Consider the following 16,932-nt stretch of genomic DNA (forward strand, 5'->3'; position numbering starts at 1 on the left):
AGAGCGGCGGACTGTTAATCCGTAGGTCGTAGGTTCAAGTCCTACCTGAGGAGCCCGGCAGTAATGCTGCGAAGTTCTTTTATTTAATTCCTCAGTAGCTCAGTTGGTTAGAGCGGCGGACTGTTAATCCGTAGGTCGTAGGTTCAAGTCCTACCTGAGGAGCTGATTGTAAAAGCCACCTGCTAAAGGTGGTTTTTTCATTTTAAGCAAGGTCTGAAAAGTTCTGTGCTTTTTTTGTGTTCCGGGAAATCCATTTATGTATAAAAAAACGGATGTGTTCCGATAGAGTTCGAATAAATTTGATACTGTACAGGTTTATACTATATTTGTGGAAGATAAATCTTTAATTTCGATTCCATGAGAAATATCAATAAGATAGCCTTTATTATTTCCTTGATTGTTTTAATTGTTGCCTTTAGTGTCCTGTCGATGACTGCTATGCCAAAGGAATTCCGGTATACCTGGACCGGTTTAAATCCCTGGAATGGAGTTGAAGGACTGGCATTTACGGTACGTTATTTTTTACATACCGGTGTTGCGGTGACCTATATCATTACGATTGCTTTGATATTTCTGATTTGGTGGCGTCTTTATGCGATATTTCACCGGATTTGGCATTGATTATTTGTCCGGAATGTTCAATTTCCGATAACCGATATTTTGTATAAATTTGCCTATTCAAAGTAAAGAGCAATGCTCTTTTAATACCGGAAGGGTTTATAGTATCAACATTATGAGAAAAGACGAGAGATATAATAAACGGGGCGTATCAGCTTCCAAAGAAGACGTTCATAACGCTATCAGAAATATCGACAAGGGAATTTTCCCCAAGGCGTTTTGTAAGATTGTCCCTGACTATTTGGGGGGAGATCCTGCCTATTGCAATATAATGCATGCCGACGGGGCAGGTACTAAATCTTCCCTGGCTTATTTATATTGGAAAGAGACCGGAGATCTTTCGGTATGGAAAGGGATTGCCCAGGATGCCCTGATTATGAATATAGACGATTTGCTCTGTGTGGGTGCGGTCGATAACATATTACTTTCTTCTACTATCGGCCGGAATAAAAACTTAATTCCGGGAGAAATTATTGCTGCAATCATCAGGGGGACAGAAGAATTACTGGCCGAATACCGGGAGTTGGGAGTCAGTATTTACTCCACGGGAGGAGAGACTGCAGACGTGGGGGATTTGGTACGGACCATTATTGTAGATTCTACGGTGACTTGCCGTATGAAACGGTCGGATGTCGTAGATAATGCCCGTATACAAGCCGGAGACGTCATTGTCGGTTTGGCTTCTTACGGACAAGCTACTTATGAAAAGGAGTACAATGGCGGTATGGGCTCTAACGGCTTAACTTCAGCCCGCCACGATGTTTTCGCCAAATACCTGGCAGGAAAATATCCGGAAAGTTATGATAATAATATTCCGTCAGAACTGGTGTACACCGGTCAATGTAAGCTTACTGATCCGGTAATGGGCAGCGAATTAAATGCCGGAAAGCTGGTTTTATCGCCTACCCGGACCTATGCTCCGGTCATTAAAAAAATATTGGATCTCTACCGGCATCAAGTCCACGGTATGATTCATTGTTCAGGAGGGGCTCAGACAAAAGTGATGAATTTTGTCGAGAATATGCATGTCGTTAAAGACAATCTCTTCCCTATACCTCCTTTATTCCGTTTGATACAACAGCAATCCGGTACCTCCTGGGAGGAAATGTATAAGGTTTTCAATATGGGACACCGTATGGAAATATATGTAGAAGAGGATCTGGCAGCAGAAATTATTGCGATTTCTAAAAGCTTTAACATCGATGCTCAAATCGTTGGCCGTTGTTACGACAGTGAGGAGAAAGAAGGAAATAAGCTTACCATTATCAGTGAATTCGGGAAATTCATATACTGAACGGTAGGTTTGATTCGTGAACTTTATATATAAAACGAAAACGGGGATTTTTAAAGTTCCCGTTTTTTATCTGTCCTTCATTGTACCGAATTCGGTACGATTGAATTTCAGTATTGTAAACCGGTTGTGCTTATTTTTCTCTTACATTACCCGTATATTTTACACTTTCATCACAGTTCCCCGGAGTTCCGGTTCCCAAACTTTTCTTTCGCTTCCCCGGACTTTGGTCTGGCTTTTTCCGCCACTTCTTTTATCAAAGCGGTGAGCATTTCATTGGCAGGTATTCATTTCTTGTTCAGGCAGGAGGTTAAAATTAAATATTACAAATAGGGCAATTTTCCCCTAACTAGAACAGCTAAGTTTTTTGACCGGCTTATCTTTCATCAACCGGCAAGATCGTCCGCTCTTTAATTCAGGAATTTTTTAATTTCAATTTCTTCAATGTTACCTCCAGGCTTATGTTGTAAGCAGTATCCGGTTGTTTAAGGGCATGGCAGATTGTAACAGAACAAAAATCAGATAAACTTTTCAAGTGTTATTATTTATTTCTGATCTCATTTATTACTTTTGTATACAAACAAGAAAAAATTCAATTTTTAAGAATCGGTTATGAAAGAGATATACGATTTTTTACGGGAATTGCGGGAAAATAATAATAGGGATTGGTTTAATACGCATAAAAAGCGGTATCTGGAGCTAAAAGCCTTTTTTGATGAATGGGTAGGGAAATTAATTGAGAAAACGGCCGGTTTTGATGAAGAGATCAGCGGATTGGAAGTAAAAGATTGTGTTTACAGAATATACCGGGATATCCGCTTTTCTCCTGACAAGTCGCCGTATAAGACTCATTTTGCTGCTTACATTGCTTCTCCGGGTGGAAGGAATAGTCAGCGGGCGGGGTATTATCTGCATGTGGAACCTGACGGAAGTTTAATCGGGGGAGGTTTGTATTGTCCGGAACCTGCCTTATTGAAAAGATTACGTCAGGATATATATGAGAATATTGAAGAATTTACTTCTATTTTGTCTGAAACGGATTTTGCCGGAGAATTTGCTGCTATTGATGATACGGATAAATTGAAAAAAGTACCGCCTCCTTTCCCTGCAGATTTTCCCCAGGGGGATTTATTGAAATACAAGCATTATGATGTGGTTACCTATAAACCCGATGTTTTTTTTATGACAAAGGATGCTCAGGAAAAAATTGTGGAGGTATTTCAGAAAATGTACCGTTTTAATCGTTTTCTGAATTATACTGTGGATGAAATGAATGCCTGAAACGAACGGGAAAAATCATCTCCCCGGAAGGGATTTTTCTTTCTGTGTTTTTGAGGGGAAGAGGAAGAATAAAGAAGTATTTTTCTATTTTTGTAAGCTGTAAACCGGATGTAAAATTAATTTTAGAAATCTGAATATGAGAGTATTATTATTAGGTGGCGGAGGACGGGAACATGCGTTGGCCTGGAAAATGGCTCAGAGTACTGAGTTGGAAAAATTGTATGTTGCTCCGGGAAATGCTGGTACGGCTGAAATCGCGGAGAATGTGAATATAAAAGTTTCGGATTTTCAAGGAATTGCTGATTTTATTGTCCGGGAGAAAATTCGTATGGTTATCGTAGGACCGGAAGATCCTTTGGTGGAAGGAATCCGGGATTACCTGGAAGCAGATGCCCGTTTGAGAGGTTTATTCATTATCGGTCCGGGGAAAGCTGGGGCTATTTTGGAAGGGAGTAAGGATTTTGCTAAGGAATTTATGATTAAATACCATATTCCGACGGCGGCTTATATGACGGTTACTGCTGAGCAGATGGAGAAAGGATATCATTTTTTAAAGACGTTAAAGCCCCCTTATGTATTAAAAGCAGATGGACTGGCTGCAGGCAAGGGGGTTTTGATTCTGGAAGATTTACAGGAGGCGCAGGCCGAATTGAAAGAAATGCTGGAAGGTAAATTTGGAAAAGCCAGTCAGCGCGTTGTAATTGAAGAATATTTGCAAGGGATAGAAATATCTGTTTTTGTCTTGACCGATGGGGAAGAATATAAGGTTCTAGGGTCTGCTAAGGATTACAAAAGGATTGGAGAAGGAGATACCGGATTGAATACAGGAGGCATGGGAGCTGTTTCTCCCGTTCCTTTTGCTGACGAAATTTTCAATCGGAAAGTGGAAGAAAAAATTATTCAGCCTACTATTGCAGGTCTGAAGGCGGAAGGAATAGATTACAAAGGATTTATATTTTTCGGGCTGATGAATGTGGAAGGAGAACCGAAAGTGATTGAATATAATGTACGTATGGGAGATCCGGAAACAGAAGTGGTGATGCCCCGTATAAAAGCGGATCTGATCCGGCTATTTGAGGCGACAGCCCGGGCCGAATTGGCGACAGCGGATTTTGCAATGGATGCCCGGTATTGTACGACAGTGATGTTGGTGGCTAAAGGATACCCCGGAACTTACGAGAAAGGAAAAGAAATCCAGATCGGGCAAACCGGTGAAAGTCTGGTCTTTCATGCCGGAACCCGGAAAGAAGGAGGAAAAATATTGACGAACGGAGGACGGGTTTTAGCCGTCAGCTCTTTTGGAAAGACCCTGCAGGAAGCTCTCGGTTTGTCGTATCGGAATATAAAAGAAATTGACTTTGAGGGTAAAACGTATCGGAGCGATATCGGAAAAGATCTTATGGAACTGGAAAACTAAACCCGAATGATTTTTGACGGTTATTTAAGGTCTAAAAAGACATATATGCTTTTTATATTGCCCCTGATTGTGGCGATAGCAGGTATCTATCATTTTTATTCCGGGAATCATTTAACAGAAGGTACGGCTCTTCCGGGCATAATCCCTTCGGAAATCCTTGCTTATTTAAGACCGGAAGGGAAAATGTTTTTTATTTATCTGTTCACCCTCGGCATTGCGTATTTATTATTTTTTGTCAATATCCGATATAAATTTCTGGCCCAGACGACGACGCTTCCGGCGGTTATTTATATTATCCTGACGATCGGATTGCTCGTAAAAGGAATTTTTAGCTGGGTATTATTCCCTGCCTTTATAATCGTATGGGCTTTTACCGGTTTACTTGGGGCCATAAACAATACGAAATCCAATCGTTTTATATTTAATTTCGGATTTTGGATCGCCCTGGCAGTCCTTTTTTATCCGAAGGTTGTATTATTAATTCTGTGGGCTTTTTGTGTGCTGTTTTTTTCGGGAAGATCTACTCTAAAAGACATTATGGCCCTTACTATCGGTATTTTAACCCCGGTTTATTTTATACTTTTTTATTATTATTGGACGGACCAGTTGAACCAGTTTTTTATTCTTTTTAAAGAAAATCTGTGGGCCGGAGAATATTTGCATCAGTTGACAACACTTCAAATCGTACGTTACAGTGCGTTATTGTTGCTATTGTTTGTTTCCCTTTATTATATCACCCTTTATTACCCGGTTTCAACAGTAAGTCAGCGGAGAAGTATGGTATCTTTGTTATCTATGCTGGTTTTCTGTATACTGACTTTTCTTTTTATACCTGGAATCCGTTTTGATTTCATGTATTTAGTCGCATTTCCTCTTTCTTATATCTATTCCCAGTATTTTGTAATCCAACGTTTGCCGATATTCGGGAATATCCTTTTTTTGCTTTTACTGGGGGCCGGTTTTGTTTTTGAGATTTAATTTACCGGTCAAAGTTCAGTAATTCACCTTTCGGCTGTTCATGGAAAACGCCATTTTCATATACTGTATGACCATTTACAAGGGTTAATTGTACTTTATAATTGAAAGTTGTATCCTCTAAAGGGGACCAGCCACAACGATAGAGGAGGTTGTTTGGAGTCACCGTCCAGGGAGATTTTTTGAAAATACAAATATCTGCTTTATATCCTTTTCTAAGGTATCCTCTTTCCGAGATGTGAAACAGATCGGCAGGCGCATGGCACATCCGGTCGACGATTTCTTCCAGGGAGAAATAACCTTTCTCCATTAATTCCAACAGAACGGTCAGGGAATGCTGAACCATGGGCCCTCCGCTGGCAGCCTGAGTATAAGGACCTTTTTTTTCGCTCAGGAGATGAGGAGCATGGTCGGTCGCAATGACGTCGATGACCCCTTCTTTTACGGCTTTTATTAAACTTAGCCGGTCATGTTCTGTTTTAATGGCTGGATTCCATTTTACCAAATTACCTTTACTTGCATAAGCCTGGTCGTTGAACCAAAGGTGGTGAACACATACCTCTCCGGTGATTCGTTTTTGGGTACGCAGTCCCCTGTCCGGAAGGGCTGTTTCTTCTGCAGTACTGAGATGAAGAATGTGTAAACGGGTTTTGTGTTTACGGGCCAGTGCTGTAGCTAAAGAAGAACTTTTAAAACAAGCTTCCCGGCTTCGGATAAGGGGATGAGCTTGGGGAGGAATGCCCTCTCCGTATTGCTGTATGAACCGATCCAGATTTTTATTAATTAAAGGAGTGTCTTCGCAATGAGTTGCAATCAACAAAGGAGATTCGGCAAATATCCGTTCTAAAGCAGGGATGTGATCTACCAGCATGTTTCCGGTAGAAGAACCCATAAATACTTTTATACCACAGGTCGTACGGACATTTACTTTCCGGATCTCTTCGATATTTTCCGAAGTGGCCCCTAAATAAAAAGAATAATTTACGAGAGAATGCTGTTGTGCGATGGCTTGTTTTTCTTCCAGTAAGCGGAGAGTGGTTGTTGGAGGAATAACGTTCGGCATATCCATAAAAGAAGTAACTCCTCCTGCTGCGGCTGCCCGGCTCCCTTCTGCAATATCTCCCTTACGGGTAAGTCCGGGTTCCCGGAAATGTACCTGATCGTCAATAACTCCCGGAATCACGTATTGACCCTGAGCGTTTATGACTTCGGCATTTTCTAATTGCACTTCTGAAAAGTGATCGGAAATCTCTGCAATGCGGTCGTTTTCAATGATGATGTCTGCTTTAAAAATCCGGCCTTCATTGACGAGCGTTCCTCCTTGGATGACTTTTTTCATATGCCTCGATGTTGTTTTCTATTCCTATGTCCGATTGTATTGAAACGTATTATTGCTGTTTTTTCCGGAAAAGGCTTCTGAGTTTCATTGTAATGACTCCTAGAAAAGCTTCCGTAAAAATTCCCCCGCTCATTTTTGAAGAACCTAAAGTGCGGTCAGTAAAGATAATCGGTACTTCTTTTAACTTAAATCCAAGTGTCCAGGCTGTAAATTTCATTTCGATCTGGAAAGCATACCCTTTGAAGCGGATTTTATCCAAATCAATGGCTTCTAAAACTTTGCGGGTATAACATACAAATCCGGCAGTGGCATCGTGGACTTTCATGCCCGTGATGAAACGGACGTATTTGGATGCAAAATAAGACATTAATACCCTCCCCATCGGCCAGTTAACAACATTGACACCGGTAACATACCTGGATCCTATTGACATATCTGCTCCTGAAGTGCAGGCATTATATAGCCGGATAAGATCGTCAGGATTATGGGAAAAATCGGCGTCCATTTCGAAAATATACTCGTATCCCTGTTCCAGACACCATTTAAAACCGGTAATATAAGCCGTTCCCAAACCTAATTTACCTTCCCGGCAGATCATGTGCAGTTGGGAAAATTCTTTTTGTAGTTTTTCAACAATGTCTCCCGTTCCGTCCGGGGAATTATCCTCGATAATAAGAATATCAAATGCTGGAGTAAGGCCGGCAACATAGCGGATAATATTTTCGATATTTTCCTTTTCGTTATAAGTGGGTATGATAACAATTCTATTATTCACGATACCGGGATTATAAAAATTCGACAATTCTTTCCAGTTTATTCCCTCTTGATCCTTTTACAAAAATGTAAGAAGCATGAAAAGGATGTAGTTTTAAATATTCGATTAATGTATCCGTATCCTTAAAATGACGGATAAAGTTACAATTATCACTACAATGTTCAAAATTATTTCCGACCAGAAATACTGTATGTGCAGGGTTTTCGGTCGCTAAGGATACTATTTTACGGTGGGCTTCTGCACTGTATGTTCCCAGTTCCCTCATTTCGCCCAAAATGAGAATTTTAGGTGAAGCTTGAATTTCGGTGAAGTTTTTCACCGCTGCGTACATGCTGCTGGGATTTGCATTGTATGCATCCAGAATAACCGTGTTGCGGGTTGTTTTTATCAGTTGTGAACGAAGATTCGTAGGACGGTAATTTTCGATAGCATCCCGGATACTGAGGGGTGGAATGCCGAAATACTGACCGATACAGGAAGCAGCCATGGCATTGTCAAAATTATAACTTCCGATCAGTTTCGTTTTGACGTAAAGATCTCCTTTTAGCGTTTTCAGGGCATATACCAGATAAGGGATCGTTTGTTTGATTTCTCCTTTACAGTCTCCTTGTGATTTTCCATAAAGGATGCGGGTGTGCCCCTCTGAAAGTTCCATTAGTAAAGGATCGTCTGCGTTGACAAAAAGTTTTCCTGATTTTCGGAATATATGATCATACAATTGCGTTTTCGTTCGGATAATGTTCTCGTAACTTCCAAATCCTTCCAGATGAGCTTGTCCGATATTTGTTATCAGCCCGAAATCCGGATCCGCTATATCACATAACTCCTGGATTTCGCCGGGATGATTGGCTCCCATTTCGACGATCCCGAATTGGGTATTTTCATCCATACTCAGCAGGGTGAGCGGTACACCAATGTGATTATTCAGATTCCCCTGAGTTGCAGAGGTCCTGTACTGTTTTGAAAGTACGGCAAAACATAATTCTTTTGTTGTCGTTTTCCCATTTGTCCCCGTAATGCCTAGGATCGGAATTCCTAAACGGTGGCGGTGGTAACGGGCTATGTCCTGCAAAAAATGCAAACCATCCGGGACAAATATACAGTTTTCCGGCAAAAGGTAGTCTTTGTCGTCGACAAACACAGCAGAGGCACCTTTCTCCAAAGCGGAAGAGGCAAATTCATTACCGTTAAAATTTTCTCCTTTAAGGGCAATGAAAACGTCCCCTTGCTGAATGTGCCGGGAATCTGTAGTTACCCGGTGCCCCCGGATAAAATCGTTATAAAGCTGTGGAATAGCAATCATATCTAAGTCGGGTTAGAGAGAATTTTTTGAAAAACTTTTACTTTCCGGTTTACGCTTTCCCCTTCCCAGAAAAGTGAGAATTCTTCATTGGAAATTTGTTAATTTTAGTCGGATCACAATACGTAGACAAATGTACGGAAAAATGTGTTGATCCTTGGAAAAATCCTGTATTTTTTAATGAAATACTTCTTCTCTTTGAGAAAGTATATTTTTTTGTTAAGCTTGCAAAAAGTTGTAATTTTAAATGTTCAAAATGGATTTAAAGTAATCGTAAAGAATAAAGAAATGAAAATAAGAACAGGTATCGGTATAGACGTGCATCGTCTGGAAGAAGGACTGGATCTCTGGCTGGGAGGTATAAAAGTAGAACACGAAAAAGGTTGTGTCGCCCATTCAGACGGGGATGTTTTGATACATGCAATTTGTGATGCTTTGTTAGGAGCCGCCGGAATGCGGGATATCGGCTATCATTTTCCGGACACATCTGATACATTTAAAGGTATAGATAGCAAAATACTGTTGAAAAAAACAGTGGAACTTTTAAAGGAAAACGGGTTTGAAATTGGGAATATTGACAGTGTGATATGTATGCAACGTCCCAAATTGAAATCCCTTATTCCGCAAATGCAATCCTGTTTAGCAGAAGTTATGGGGATAGAAAGAGAGGCGGTATCCGTAAAAGCAACTACTACGGAAAAACTGGGTTTTGAAGGACGGGAAGAAGGCGTTTCTGCTTATGCCACTGTTTTGATATATCGGAAGGAATGAATAAAAAAGAGTGGATTATAGAGCAGGTCCGGAAAGGCGTATATGAAAAGTGGAAGAACAATTGCTCTCCCACTTTTTGTTATTCTTTAAAACATATAATCCCATACGGGTAATTGGATAGGCTTTGATTTTAAACTGTTAACTGCTTTTTCATCCAAATATTTCCGGTGGATAACAATCCGGAACATATATTCGTCGAACCATTTATCGGTAAACGTCAGGTATCCCTGATTCCCGGCTTTTGCCCCCCAGCTATTCTCAAATTCCCATTTGACAGGCTGATCATTTTCATCTGTATCGCACCCCACTAATGTCATCGCGTGTGAGGATCCGCTTTGACGGGTTAAAATACGGGCTTTTTTGTCCATTTTTAATTTTACTCCAAGCAGGCTTTCGTAATCATACATTTCCGGATCCAGAATACCGCTTTCCCTTTGGTGTTGTTTTCCTACATCACACGATGCATACAGGGCTTCGTTGTTTTTAATAGATGCTAACGCTGCTTTTTTAATGTCTTCATTGGGCAGATTCAGGTATATCCAATTCACTCCTTCCACAGCATTCCGGTAATTTTGTATTTCATACAATTTGTAATATTCCCGGGTAGGATCGTTCATGATCATGATGTAATTCTCCGGACTATAATCTTTCGGAGTGATGGCCTGGTAAAATTGCACAGGGGTGTAGTTTGCCAATTCTTTAATATTGCCTTCCTTGTCTTTGTATCTCCAGGTGAATGTATGAGGCGGCTCGCCCAGGCAAAGGGAGAGAATACGGTATACATCTTTTAAAATCTCTTTCTTTTCTGCCCGTAAATCTTTGGCTGACTTACCGGCAGCGGCCATTTCCCTCAAGGTATATCCCCCCAGACGAAGTTTTTCGTTGAGGATGTTAATCATTTGAGAGGTATTATTGGAGTGGGCTGTTTCCGGCATAACCTCCTGCGGAACAACTCCGTATTTCTGTGCTACATTGTAATAGAGGTTCCATACGCCTCCGTCATTTACAGCGGATTGGAAATAAGTCGTAACTTCCCGGTCGTCCATGGGTTTGGAAGCGGTGGTGATGATATTTTCTAAAAATAAATTCGATTTTTCAAAAATATCCCAGAAATAAGTGTAATTATGGGAAAAATCAAAATTCTTTAAATTGTATTTTTCCATAACAGAAGGCCGGAGCACATTCATAGAAGTAAACATCCAGCAGCGGCCGGAACTATGTTGGTCCGTAATCCCTTTTACATTCACCCGGTATTTGAAAAAATGATCGATTTTTCCTTGTAATTCCCGGTTCAGGGCGTTTTCTTTTATATTTTTATCTGTCGTTAAAATGTTTTGAATAGCTTGCGTAGAAGCATCTTTCTTTAAACTGGAACGGATATCGTTTAAGTCCTTGTCTGTAAGAGCTTGGGCAAAAATACCCGAACAACTTATACTGAGGACTGTAATGAATAAGATTTTCTTCATATAAGAACGGTTAAAATTATTATTTATAATACTTTTCCTGCCCTCATTCTAAAGACAGGAAAATTTTTTAGTACACACTGTGCCCCGATGTTTTTATAAGTGGATGACTTCACCGTATGCTGCAGCAGCAGCTTCCATAATGGCTTCACTCATCGTCGGATGGGGATGAATGGTTTTAATCAGATCGTGTCCGGTAATCTTTTTCTTCCGGGCAAGAACCAATTCTGCAATCATTTCCGTTACATTGGCTCCGATTAAATGGGCGCCCAATAAAGTATTTTCTTTGGCATCGAAAATTAATTTAATAAAACCGTCGTTTGCCCCTGCGGCACTGGCTTTACCAGAAGCTGTAAACGGGAATTTTCCGATTTTGATTTCGTATCCGCTTTCCAGGGCTTTGGCCTCAGTAAGTCCGACTGAAGCTACTTCCGGCGTTGTGTAAGTACAACCCGGAATATTGCCATAGTCAATTGGCTCCGGCTGAAGACCAGCTATTTTCTCTACACAGCAGATTGCTTCGGCAGAAGCGACATGGGCTAATGCCGGTCCGGATACAATATCTCCGATCGCATATATGTTTTCTACATTTGTGCGGTAGAACTCGTCAACTTTTATGCGTCCTCTTTCCAGCTCAATTCCGGTTTCTTCCAAACCGATATTTTCGACATTCGGCGTAATTCCGGCTGCTGATAAAACTATTTCGGCTTCTTTTACTTCGATTTCTCCTTTTTTATTCCGGATATTGATTTTCAATAGCTCTCCGGTGGCATCGACACTTTCAACTGTTGATTTTACCATTACTTCTATACCGGCTTTTTTGAAGGAACGGGCAATTTGTTTGGAGACTTCTTCATCTTCTACTGGCAATACGTTCGGCATAAACTCCACCAGAGTAACCTTTGTACCCATAGCATTATAGAACCAGGCCAGTTCAGAACCGATGGCACCCGAACCTACTACTAACAAAGAAGCGGGTAGATGATCCAGCGTCAGGGCCTGACGGTAACCAATGATGCGTTTGCCGTCCTGGGGAATTGCCGGTAACTGTCTGGAACGGGCTCCTGTAGCCAGAATAATATGCTGTGCTTCATAACTATTCTGATTGCCGGCAGGATCGGTTACTTCGACTTTTTTGTCTTTCGTGAGTTTTCCATTTCCTTCAATAACAGTTATATTGTTCTTTTTGAACAGGTATTGTATGCCTTTACTCATTTTTTCAGCAACTCCGCGGCTTCGGGTGATGACTGCACTGAAATCGGGACAAGCCTGTTCTATTTGTATTCCATAGGCTTCTGCATGACGGGTATAATCCAGTACTTGGGCCGATTTTAAAAGGGATTTGGTCGGAATACACCCCCAATTTAAACAAATCCCCCCTAACTCAGCTCTTTCCACGACAGCAACATTCATTCCCAATTGTGCTGCACGAATAGCGGCGACATAACCTCCAGGACCACTCCCGATAACAATTAAATCATATTTCATATTTCAAACGTTTTAATTTTTTGATATATTGGATTCCGCCACAAAGCTAAAAAAAACTAGGTCTGAAAGCAAAAAAAGTTCTGACTATAATCAATTGTTAAAAGAATACTGTTTTTCTATGCTATTTTAGATTTCTCCTGTCCGGATATTTTTTATGTGCTCCCGGATTTTCAAATCCGGGACCTTCAGGCTTGTTATAATACAGATTTTGAAAAACAAACCTAAAAAAGTAAAATTAGCTGTTTATATCCGGTAGAAATCTATTATCTTTATATCCTTTAAGTCAAAAAAATATTCCTTTTATAAAAATATGAATAGTAGAAAGTTAAATAAATTATTTTCTCTTTTATTCGTTCTTTTATGTATTGTTTCCTGTACTTCTAAGAAAAAGAATGAGCGAATCGTCAGTGTCAGCATTTTGCCGCAACAATATTTTGTGGAACAAATAGCCGGAGATTATGTGAGAATAAACGTTATGATCCCTCCGGGCATGAATCCTGCGACTTCCGATTTGAATACGGAACAATTGAAAAAACTGCTGGATAGTGATATTTGTTTTGCAATTGGTTATCTCCCGTTTGAAACTACGCATTTATATCCGGTATTGGAAGGGAAAGAAAAACCTTTGCTGATAAAACATTCGGATCAATTGGAGCTGATGGAAGGCGATTGCCACCATCATTCCGGGCAAGTACACAGTTCCCACACGGGTGTTGACCCGCATATATGGATGTCTCCCGCTTATGCCGTCCTGATGTGCGGGGAAATTTATGAAGTACTGGCCGAAACTTACCCGGAAAAACAGACGGAATTTTTGGCCAATTATGAACGTTTAAAACAACGTATTGAACAACTGGCCCGGCAAGCGGAATACGAATTGGCTAATAAATCTCAGCGTACTTTTTTGATCTATCATCCGGCGCTTACTTATTTTGCCCGTGATTACGGATTGGAACAGATTTCGATAGAAGATGAGGGAAAAGAACCGGACCCGGTGCATCTGAAAAAAATTGTAGATACGGTCCGGGAAAAGAAAATTCCGGTTATTTTTATCCAAAATCAGTTTGATGTCAATAATGCCAATTCTGTGGCAGCAGAAACCGGAGCCCAGGTTATCCCTATTGATCCCCTTAATCCGGAATGGATGAAGGAGATGGAAAATTTGATTCGTATATTAAAAGAGAAATTGAATTAAAGACGGGTAGAATGGCAACGATTCTGGAACTGAAAAATATTACAGCCGGTTATGATTCTGTACCGGTATTGAATAATGTAAACCTGAAAATTGAAGATCAGGATTTTATTGGAATAATCGGACCGAACGGGGGAGGAAAAACAACCCTTTTAAAAGTTATCCTGGGATTGCTGAAACCTTTTAATGGAGAAGTAAAATATTATGCTCCTTTACAAAATCTTTTTGGTTATCTGCCCCAGAATAGCCGTTTTGATCAGCGTTTTCCGATTGATGTAAAGGAAGTCGTCCTTTCCGGTCTGTTGTCGGAGAAAGGACTTTTTAAAACGTATGGGAAGGAAGATAAGAAAAAAGCCGGGGAATTACTGGAGAAATACGGGATGAAGGAATATATGAAAATGCCGATCGGGGAATTGTCCGGAGGTCAGATGCAGCGTGTGTTTTTATGCCGGGCAATTATTTCTTCTCCCCGGGTTTTGATATTGGATGAACCCACTACCTACGTAGACAGTAATTTTGAAAAGGAGTTTTATACGATCTTAAAAGAACTGAATAAAAGTCTTTGTATTATTATGGTTTCCCATGATTTGGGTACGATCTGTTCGTATGTGAAGACGATTGCCTGCGTGAACCGCGAGTTACATTATCACAATTCAAATTTAATTTCGTCAGAACAATTGAAATTGTATCATTGTCCGATTGAGCTGATTACTCACGGACGAATTCCTCATCGGGTATTGACGGAACATCCGGAATAAAAAGATGAGAATTATTTATTTTTTGATAGAATAGCGGTTATGTTTGATTTATTAAATTACGATTTTTTTCAGAATGCTCTCCTGAGTACGATCCTGATCGGGATTAGTTGTGGGCTGGTCGGTACTTATATCGTTGCTAAGCGAATGGTGTTTATTAGCGGAGGGATAACTCATGCCTCTTTCGGAGGATTGGGATTTGCTTATTATATGGGGTTCGCTCCCCTTTTGGGGGCAACTGTTTTCTCTGTACTGTCCGCTTGGGGGATACTTTTCCTTTCGGAAAACAGAAGAATAAGAGAAGATTCCCTGATAGGAATCTTTTGGTCAGCAGGTATGGCTATAGGAGTACTTTTTATCTATCTGACTCCTGGATATGCTCCGAACCTGATGTCTTATCTTTTCGGTAATATATTGACAATAAGCATGGGACAGATTTATTTGTCCGTTTTACTTTGTGTCTTTATCTTACTTTTTTTCGCCCTTTTTTACCGGCCTCTTTTTTATATCGCTTTTGATAAAGAGTACAGCCGTACCCATCACGTCCCTGTGAATTTTTTAGAAACCGGTGTTATGCTGATTATTGCACTTTGTGTGGTGTTGTGTATGAAATTAGCCGGAATCATATTGGTGATTTCCTACCTCACCATTCCACAGGCCATTGCAGGTTTGTTTTACAAAAATTTCCGTCAACAACTTTTGGCTTCGGCTTTGATCAGTACAACCGGATCGGTTATCGGACTCTTTGTTTCAGCCTGGCTCAAAATTCCGTCCGGGGCTACTATTGTATTGTGTTTTCTCATTTTCTTTTCTGTTATCTGGATGATCCGGCGTCTTAAAGGTAAATCCTAAGGAAGGCTTCCGGAGCGTTATGAAAAATTTTTTGTGAAAAAATGCTGTGAATTTGAGATTCCCATCGTTTCGTTTGTCATTTCATAATTCTTTCTTTACTTTTGACGGACAATCAAAACAAAAAACTTGTGAAAAATCGGAATAACAATAATCTTTTTAATAATTGCAATAAGGGATTGCAAGAGGAAGGTTATTGTGGTGGAAATTGACCAATGATTAAATTTCGGATAAAGAGAGCCTTCCTTGTAAAAGGAAGGTTTTTTTGTTTAATTAATATATAAACACATGAAGCAATTATTTTTACCGCAGGGCTATCGCTCTTTATTGGATGTCTGGCAAACGGAACATGCCATTAAATTTGTGAAAGATACTTTCCAGTTGGCTTTGGCTGCAGAATTGAAATTGAGAAGAATTACAGCTCCGATTGCCGTACCTTCGGGGAAAGGTTTAAATGATAATTTGAACGGAATGGAATTGCCGGTTCGTTTCCGGGCCCGCATGCTGGAAGGCGGGGAGGCAGAAATTGTACAGTCCCTGGCCAAGTGGAAACGCTATGCATTGTGGCGGCATCATATCCGGCCGGGGATGGGTATTTATACGGATATGAATGCTTTACGCCCTGATGAAAGAATCAGCAATATTCATTCTGTATATGTGGATCAATGGGATTGGGAAAAAGTTATTCTTCCGCAGGAAAGAACGGTTGAACGTTTATATACCTGTGTAAAACGGATTTATGCCGCACTGAAACGGACCGAATTTTTACTGGGCGAGCAATTTCCGGTTTTACCATCTTTTTTGCCGGAAGAGATTTATTTTATCCATGCGGAAGAACTGAGGCAACTTTATCCGGATAAAACTCCCAAGGAGAGAGAGCAACTGATTGCAGAAAAATACGGGGCTGTTTTTATTCGCGGTATAGGAGGGGCTTTGGCGGATGGAAGCATACATGACGACCGTTCTCCGGATTATGATGACTGGTCTGCTCCGACAGGCGGGCAACTGCATGGATTAAACGGGGATATTATTGTGTGGAATCCGGTTTTAAAATCTGCCTTCGAGATTTCTTCTATGGGTATACGGGTGGATCCGGAAGCTTTACTACGGCAGTTGGAATTGAGAAAATGCGAAGACCGGAAAAAATTGTATTTCCATTCTTTGTTACTGGAAGGGAAACTGCCTCAGACAATGGGCGGCGGGATCGGACAATCCCGGCTTTGTATGCTGCTCTTGCATAAATGTCATATTGGGGAAGTGCAGGCCGGACTTTGGCCGGAAGATTTGAGGGAAAAATGCGAAAAACAGGGAATATTTTTATTTTAAACTCCAACAACCCTCTTTTATCCGTGAACGGGGGATATATAAAATTTACGATCAGAATGAAAGCTCTTCAGCTAAAATTCTGATCGTAAATA

General features: G+C 40.6%; 15 protein-coding genes and 1 tRNA gene. 11 read left to right on the forward strand and 5 right to left on the reverse strand.

Annotated elements, in window-relative coordinates; all coding sequences use genetic code 11:
- The first annotated feature begins 88 nt into the window (after positions 1–88).
- The 6 genes from Q0465_RS00430 (at position 89) to Q0465_RS00455 (ending at position 5,585) form a co-directional block, all read left to right on the forward strand.
- Positions 89–162 (forward strand) — tRNA-Asn (locus tag Q0465_RS00430).
- A 195-nt stretch (positions 163–357) separates the two neighbouring features.
- Complete coding sequence (locus Q0465_RS00435; RefSeq protein WP_298611236.1) at positions 358–621, forward strand: hypothetical protein; 264 nt, start codon at positions 358–360, stop codon at positions 619–621.
- Between the two features lie 112 nt (positions 622–733).
- Complete coding sequence (locus tag Q0465_RS00440; protein WP_298611238.1) at positions 734–1,912, forward strand: AIR synthase related protein; 1,179 nt, start codon at positions 734–736, stop codon at positions 1,910–1,912.
- A gap of 609 nt (positions 1,913–2,521) precedes the next feature.
- Positions 2,522–3,190: a DUF2461 domain-containing protein gene (locus tag Q0465_RS00445; RefSeq protein WP_298611240.1), complete on the forward strand. Its 669-nt coding sequence runs from the start codon at positions 2,522–2,524 to the stop codon at positions 3,188–3,190.
- A gap of 136 nt (positions 3,191–3,326) precedes the next feature.
- Positions 3,327–4,607: a phosphoribosylamine--glycine ligase gene (gene purD, locus Q0465_RS00450; RefSeq protein ID WP_298611242.1), complete on the forward strand. Its 1,281-nt coding sequence runs from the start codon at positions 3,327–3,329 to the stop codon at positions 4,605–4,607.
- A 45-nt stretch (positions 4,608–4,652) separates the two neighbouring features.
- Positions 4,653–5,585 carry a hypothetical protein gene (locus Q0465_RS00455; protein WP_298611244.1) on the forward strand — a complete coding sequence of 311 codons (933 nt, stop codon included), beginning with the start codon at positions 4,653–4,655 and terminating at the stop codon, positions 5,583–5,585.
- Position 5,586: 1 nt separating this feature from the next.
- On the opposite strand, the gene Q0465_RS00460 is transcribed toward Q0465_RS00455, so the two are convergent.
- From Q0465_RS00460 to murF, 3 genes are read right to left on the reverse strand one after another with little or no spacing between them, the layout of a single operon-like run.
- Positions 5,587–6,921, reverse strand: coding sequence for a dihydroorotase (locus Q0465_RS00460; RefSeq protein WP_298611246.1), 1,335 nt, complete (start codon positions 6,919–6,921; stop codon positions 5,587–5,589).
- Between the two features lie 49 nt (positions 6,922–6,970).
- Complete coding sequence (locus tag Q0465_RS00465; RefSeq protein WP_298611249.1) at positions 6,971–7,696, reverse strand: polyprenol monophosphomannose synthase; 726 nt, start codon at positions 7,694–7,696, stop codon at positions 6,971–6,973.
- Positions 7,697–7,706: 10 nt separating this feature from the next.
- Positions 7,707–8,999: a UDP-N-acetylmuramoyl-tripeptide--D-alanyl-D-alanine ligase gene (murF, locus tag Q0465_RS00470; RefSeq protein ID WP_298611252.1), complete on the reverse strand. Its 1,293-nt coding sequence runs from the start codon at positions 8,997–8,999 to the stop codon at positions 7,707–7,709.
- Between the two features lie 285 nt (positions 9,000–9,284).
- Here murF and ispF point away from each other — a divergent pair, with 285 nt between their 5' ends.
- Positions 9,285–9,767, forward strand: a complete 483-nt coding sequence (gene ispF / locus Q0465_RS00475) for a 2-C-methyl-D-erythritol 2,4-cyclodiphosphate synthase (RefSeq protein WP_298611255.1) — start codon at positions 9,285–9,287, stop codon at positions 9,765–9,767.
- 86 nt (positions 9,768–9,853) lie between these two features.
- Here the strand turns inward: ispF and Q0465_RS00480 are convergent, their stop codons facing one another.
- Together Q0465_RS00480 and lpdA are read right to left on the reverse strand one after the other, a co-directional pair.
- Positions 9,854–11,233, reverse strand: coding sequence for an aminopeptidase C (locus tag Q0465_RS00480; RefSeq protein WP_298611258.1), 1,380 nt, complete (start codon positions 11,231–11,233; stop codon positions 9,854–9,856).
- A 93-nt stretch (positions 11,234–11,326) separates the two neighbouring features.
- Positions 11,327–12,718, reverse strand: a complete 1,392-nt coding sequence (gene lpdA / locus Q0465_RS00485; protein WP_298611262.1) for a dihydrolipoyl dehydrogenase — start codon at positions 12,716–12,718, stop codon at positions 11,327–11,329.
- Positions 12,719–13,028: 310 nt separating this feature from the next.
- On the opposite strand from lpdA, the gene Q0465_RS00490 reads away from it, so the two are divergent.
- The 4 genes from Q0465_RS00490 to asnA all read left to right on the forward strand — a co-directional run bounded on the left by Q0465_RS00490 (position 13,029) and on the right by asnA (position 16,840).
- Positions 13,029–13,913: a zinc ABC transporter substrate-binding protein gene (locus tag Q0465_RS00490; RefSeq protein WP_298611265.1), complete on the forward strand. Its 885-nt coding sequence runs from the start codon at positions 13,029–13,031 to the stop codon at positions 13,911–13,913.
- Positions 13,914–13,924: 11 nt separating this feature from the next.
- Entirely contained in the window at positions 13,925–14,668 is a 744-nt protein-coding gene (locus Q0465_RS00495; protein ID WP_298611268.1) for an ABC transporter ATP-binding protein, read from the forward strand.
- A 39-nt stretch (positions 14,669–14,707) separates the two neighbouring features.
- Positions 14,708–15,517: a metal ABC transporter permease gene (locus tag Q0465_RS00500; protein ID WP_298611271.1), complete on the forward strand. Its 810-nt coding sequence runs from the start codon at positions 14,708–14,710 to the stop codon at positions 15,515–15,517.
- Positions 15,518–15,802: 285 nt separating this feature from the next.
- Positions 15,803–16,840, forward strand: a complete 1,038-nt coding sequence (gene asnA, locus Q0465_RS00505; protein WP_298611274.1) for an aspartate--ammonia ligase — start codon at positions 15,803–15,805, stop codon at positions 16,838–16,840.
- The last annotated feature ends 92 nt before the right edge of the window (positions 16,841–16,932 follow it).

Source organism: uncultured Odoribacter sp., assembly GCF_937966165.1.
Taxonomy (GTDB): Bacteria; Bacteroidota; Bacteroidia; order Bacteroidales; family Marinifilaceae; genus Culturomica.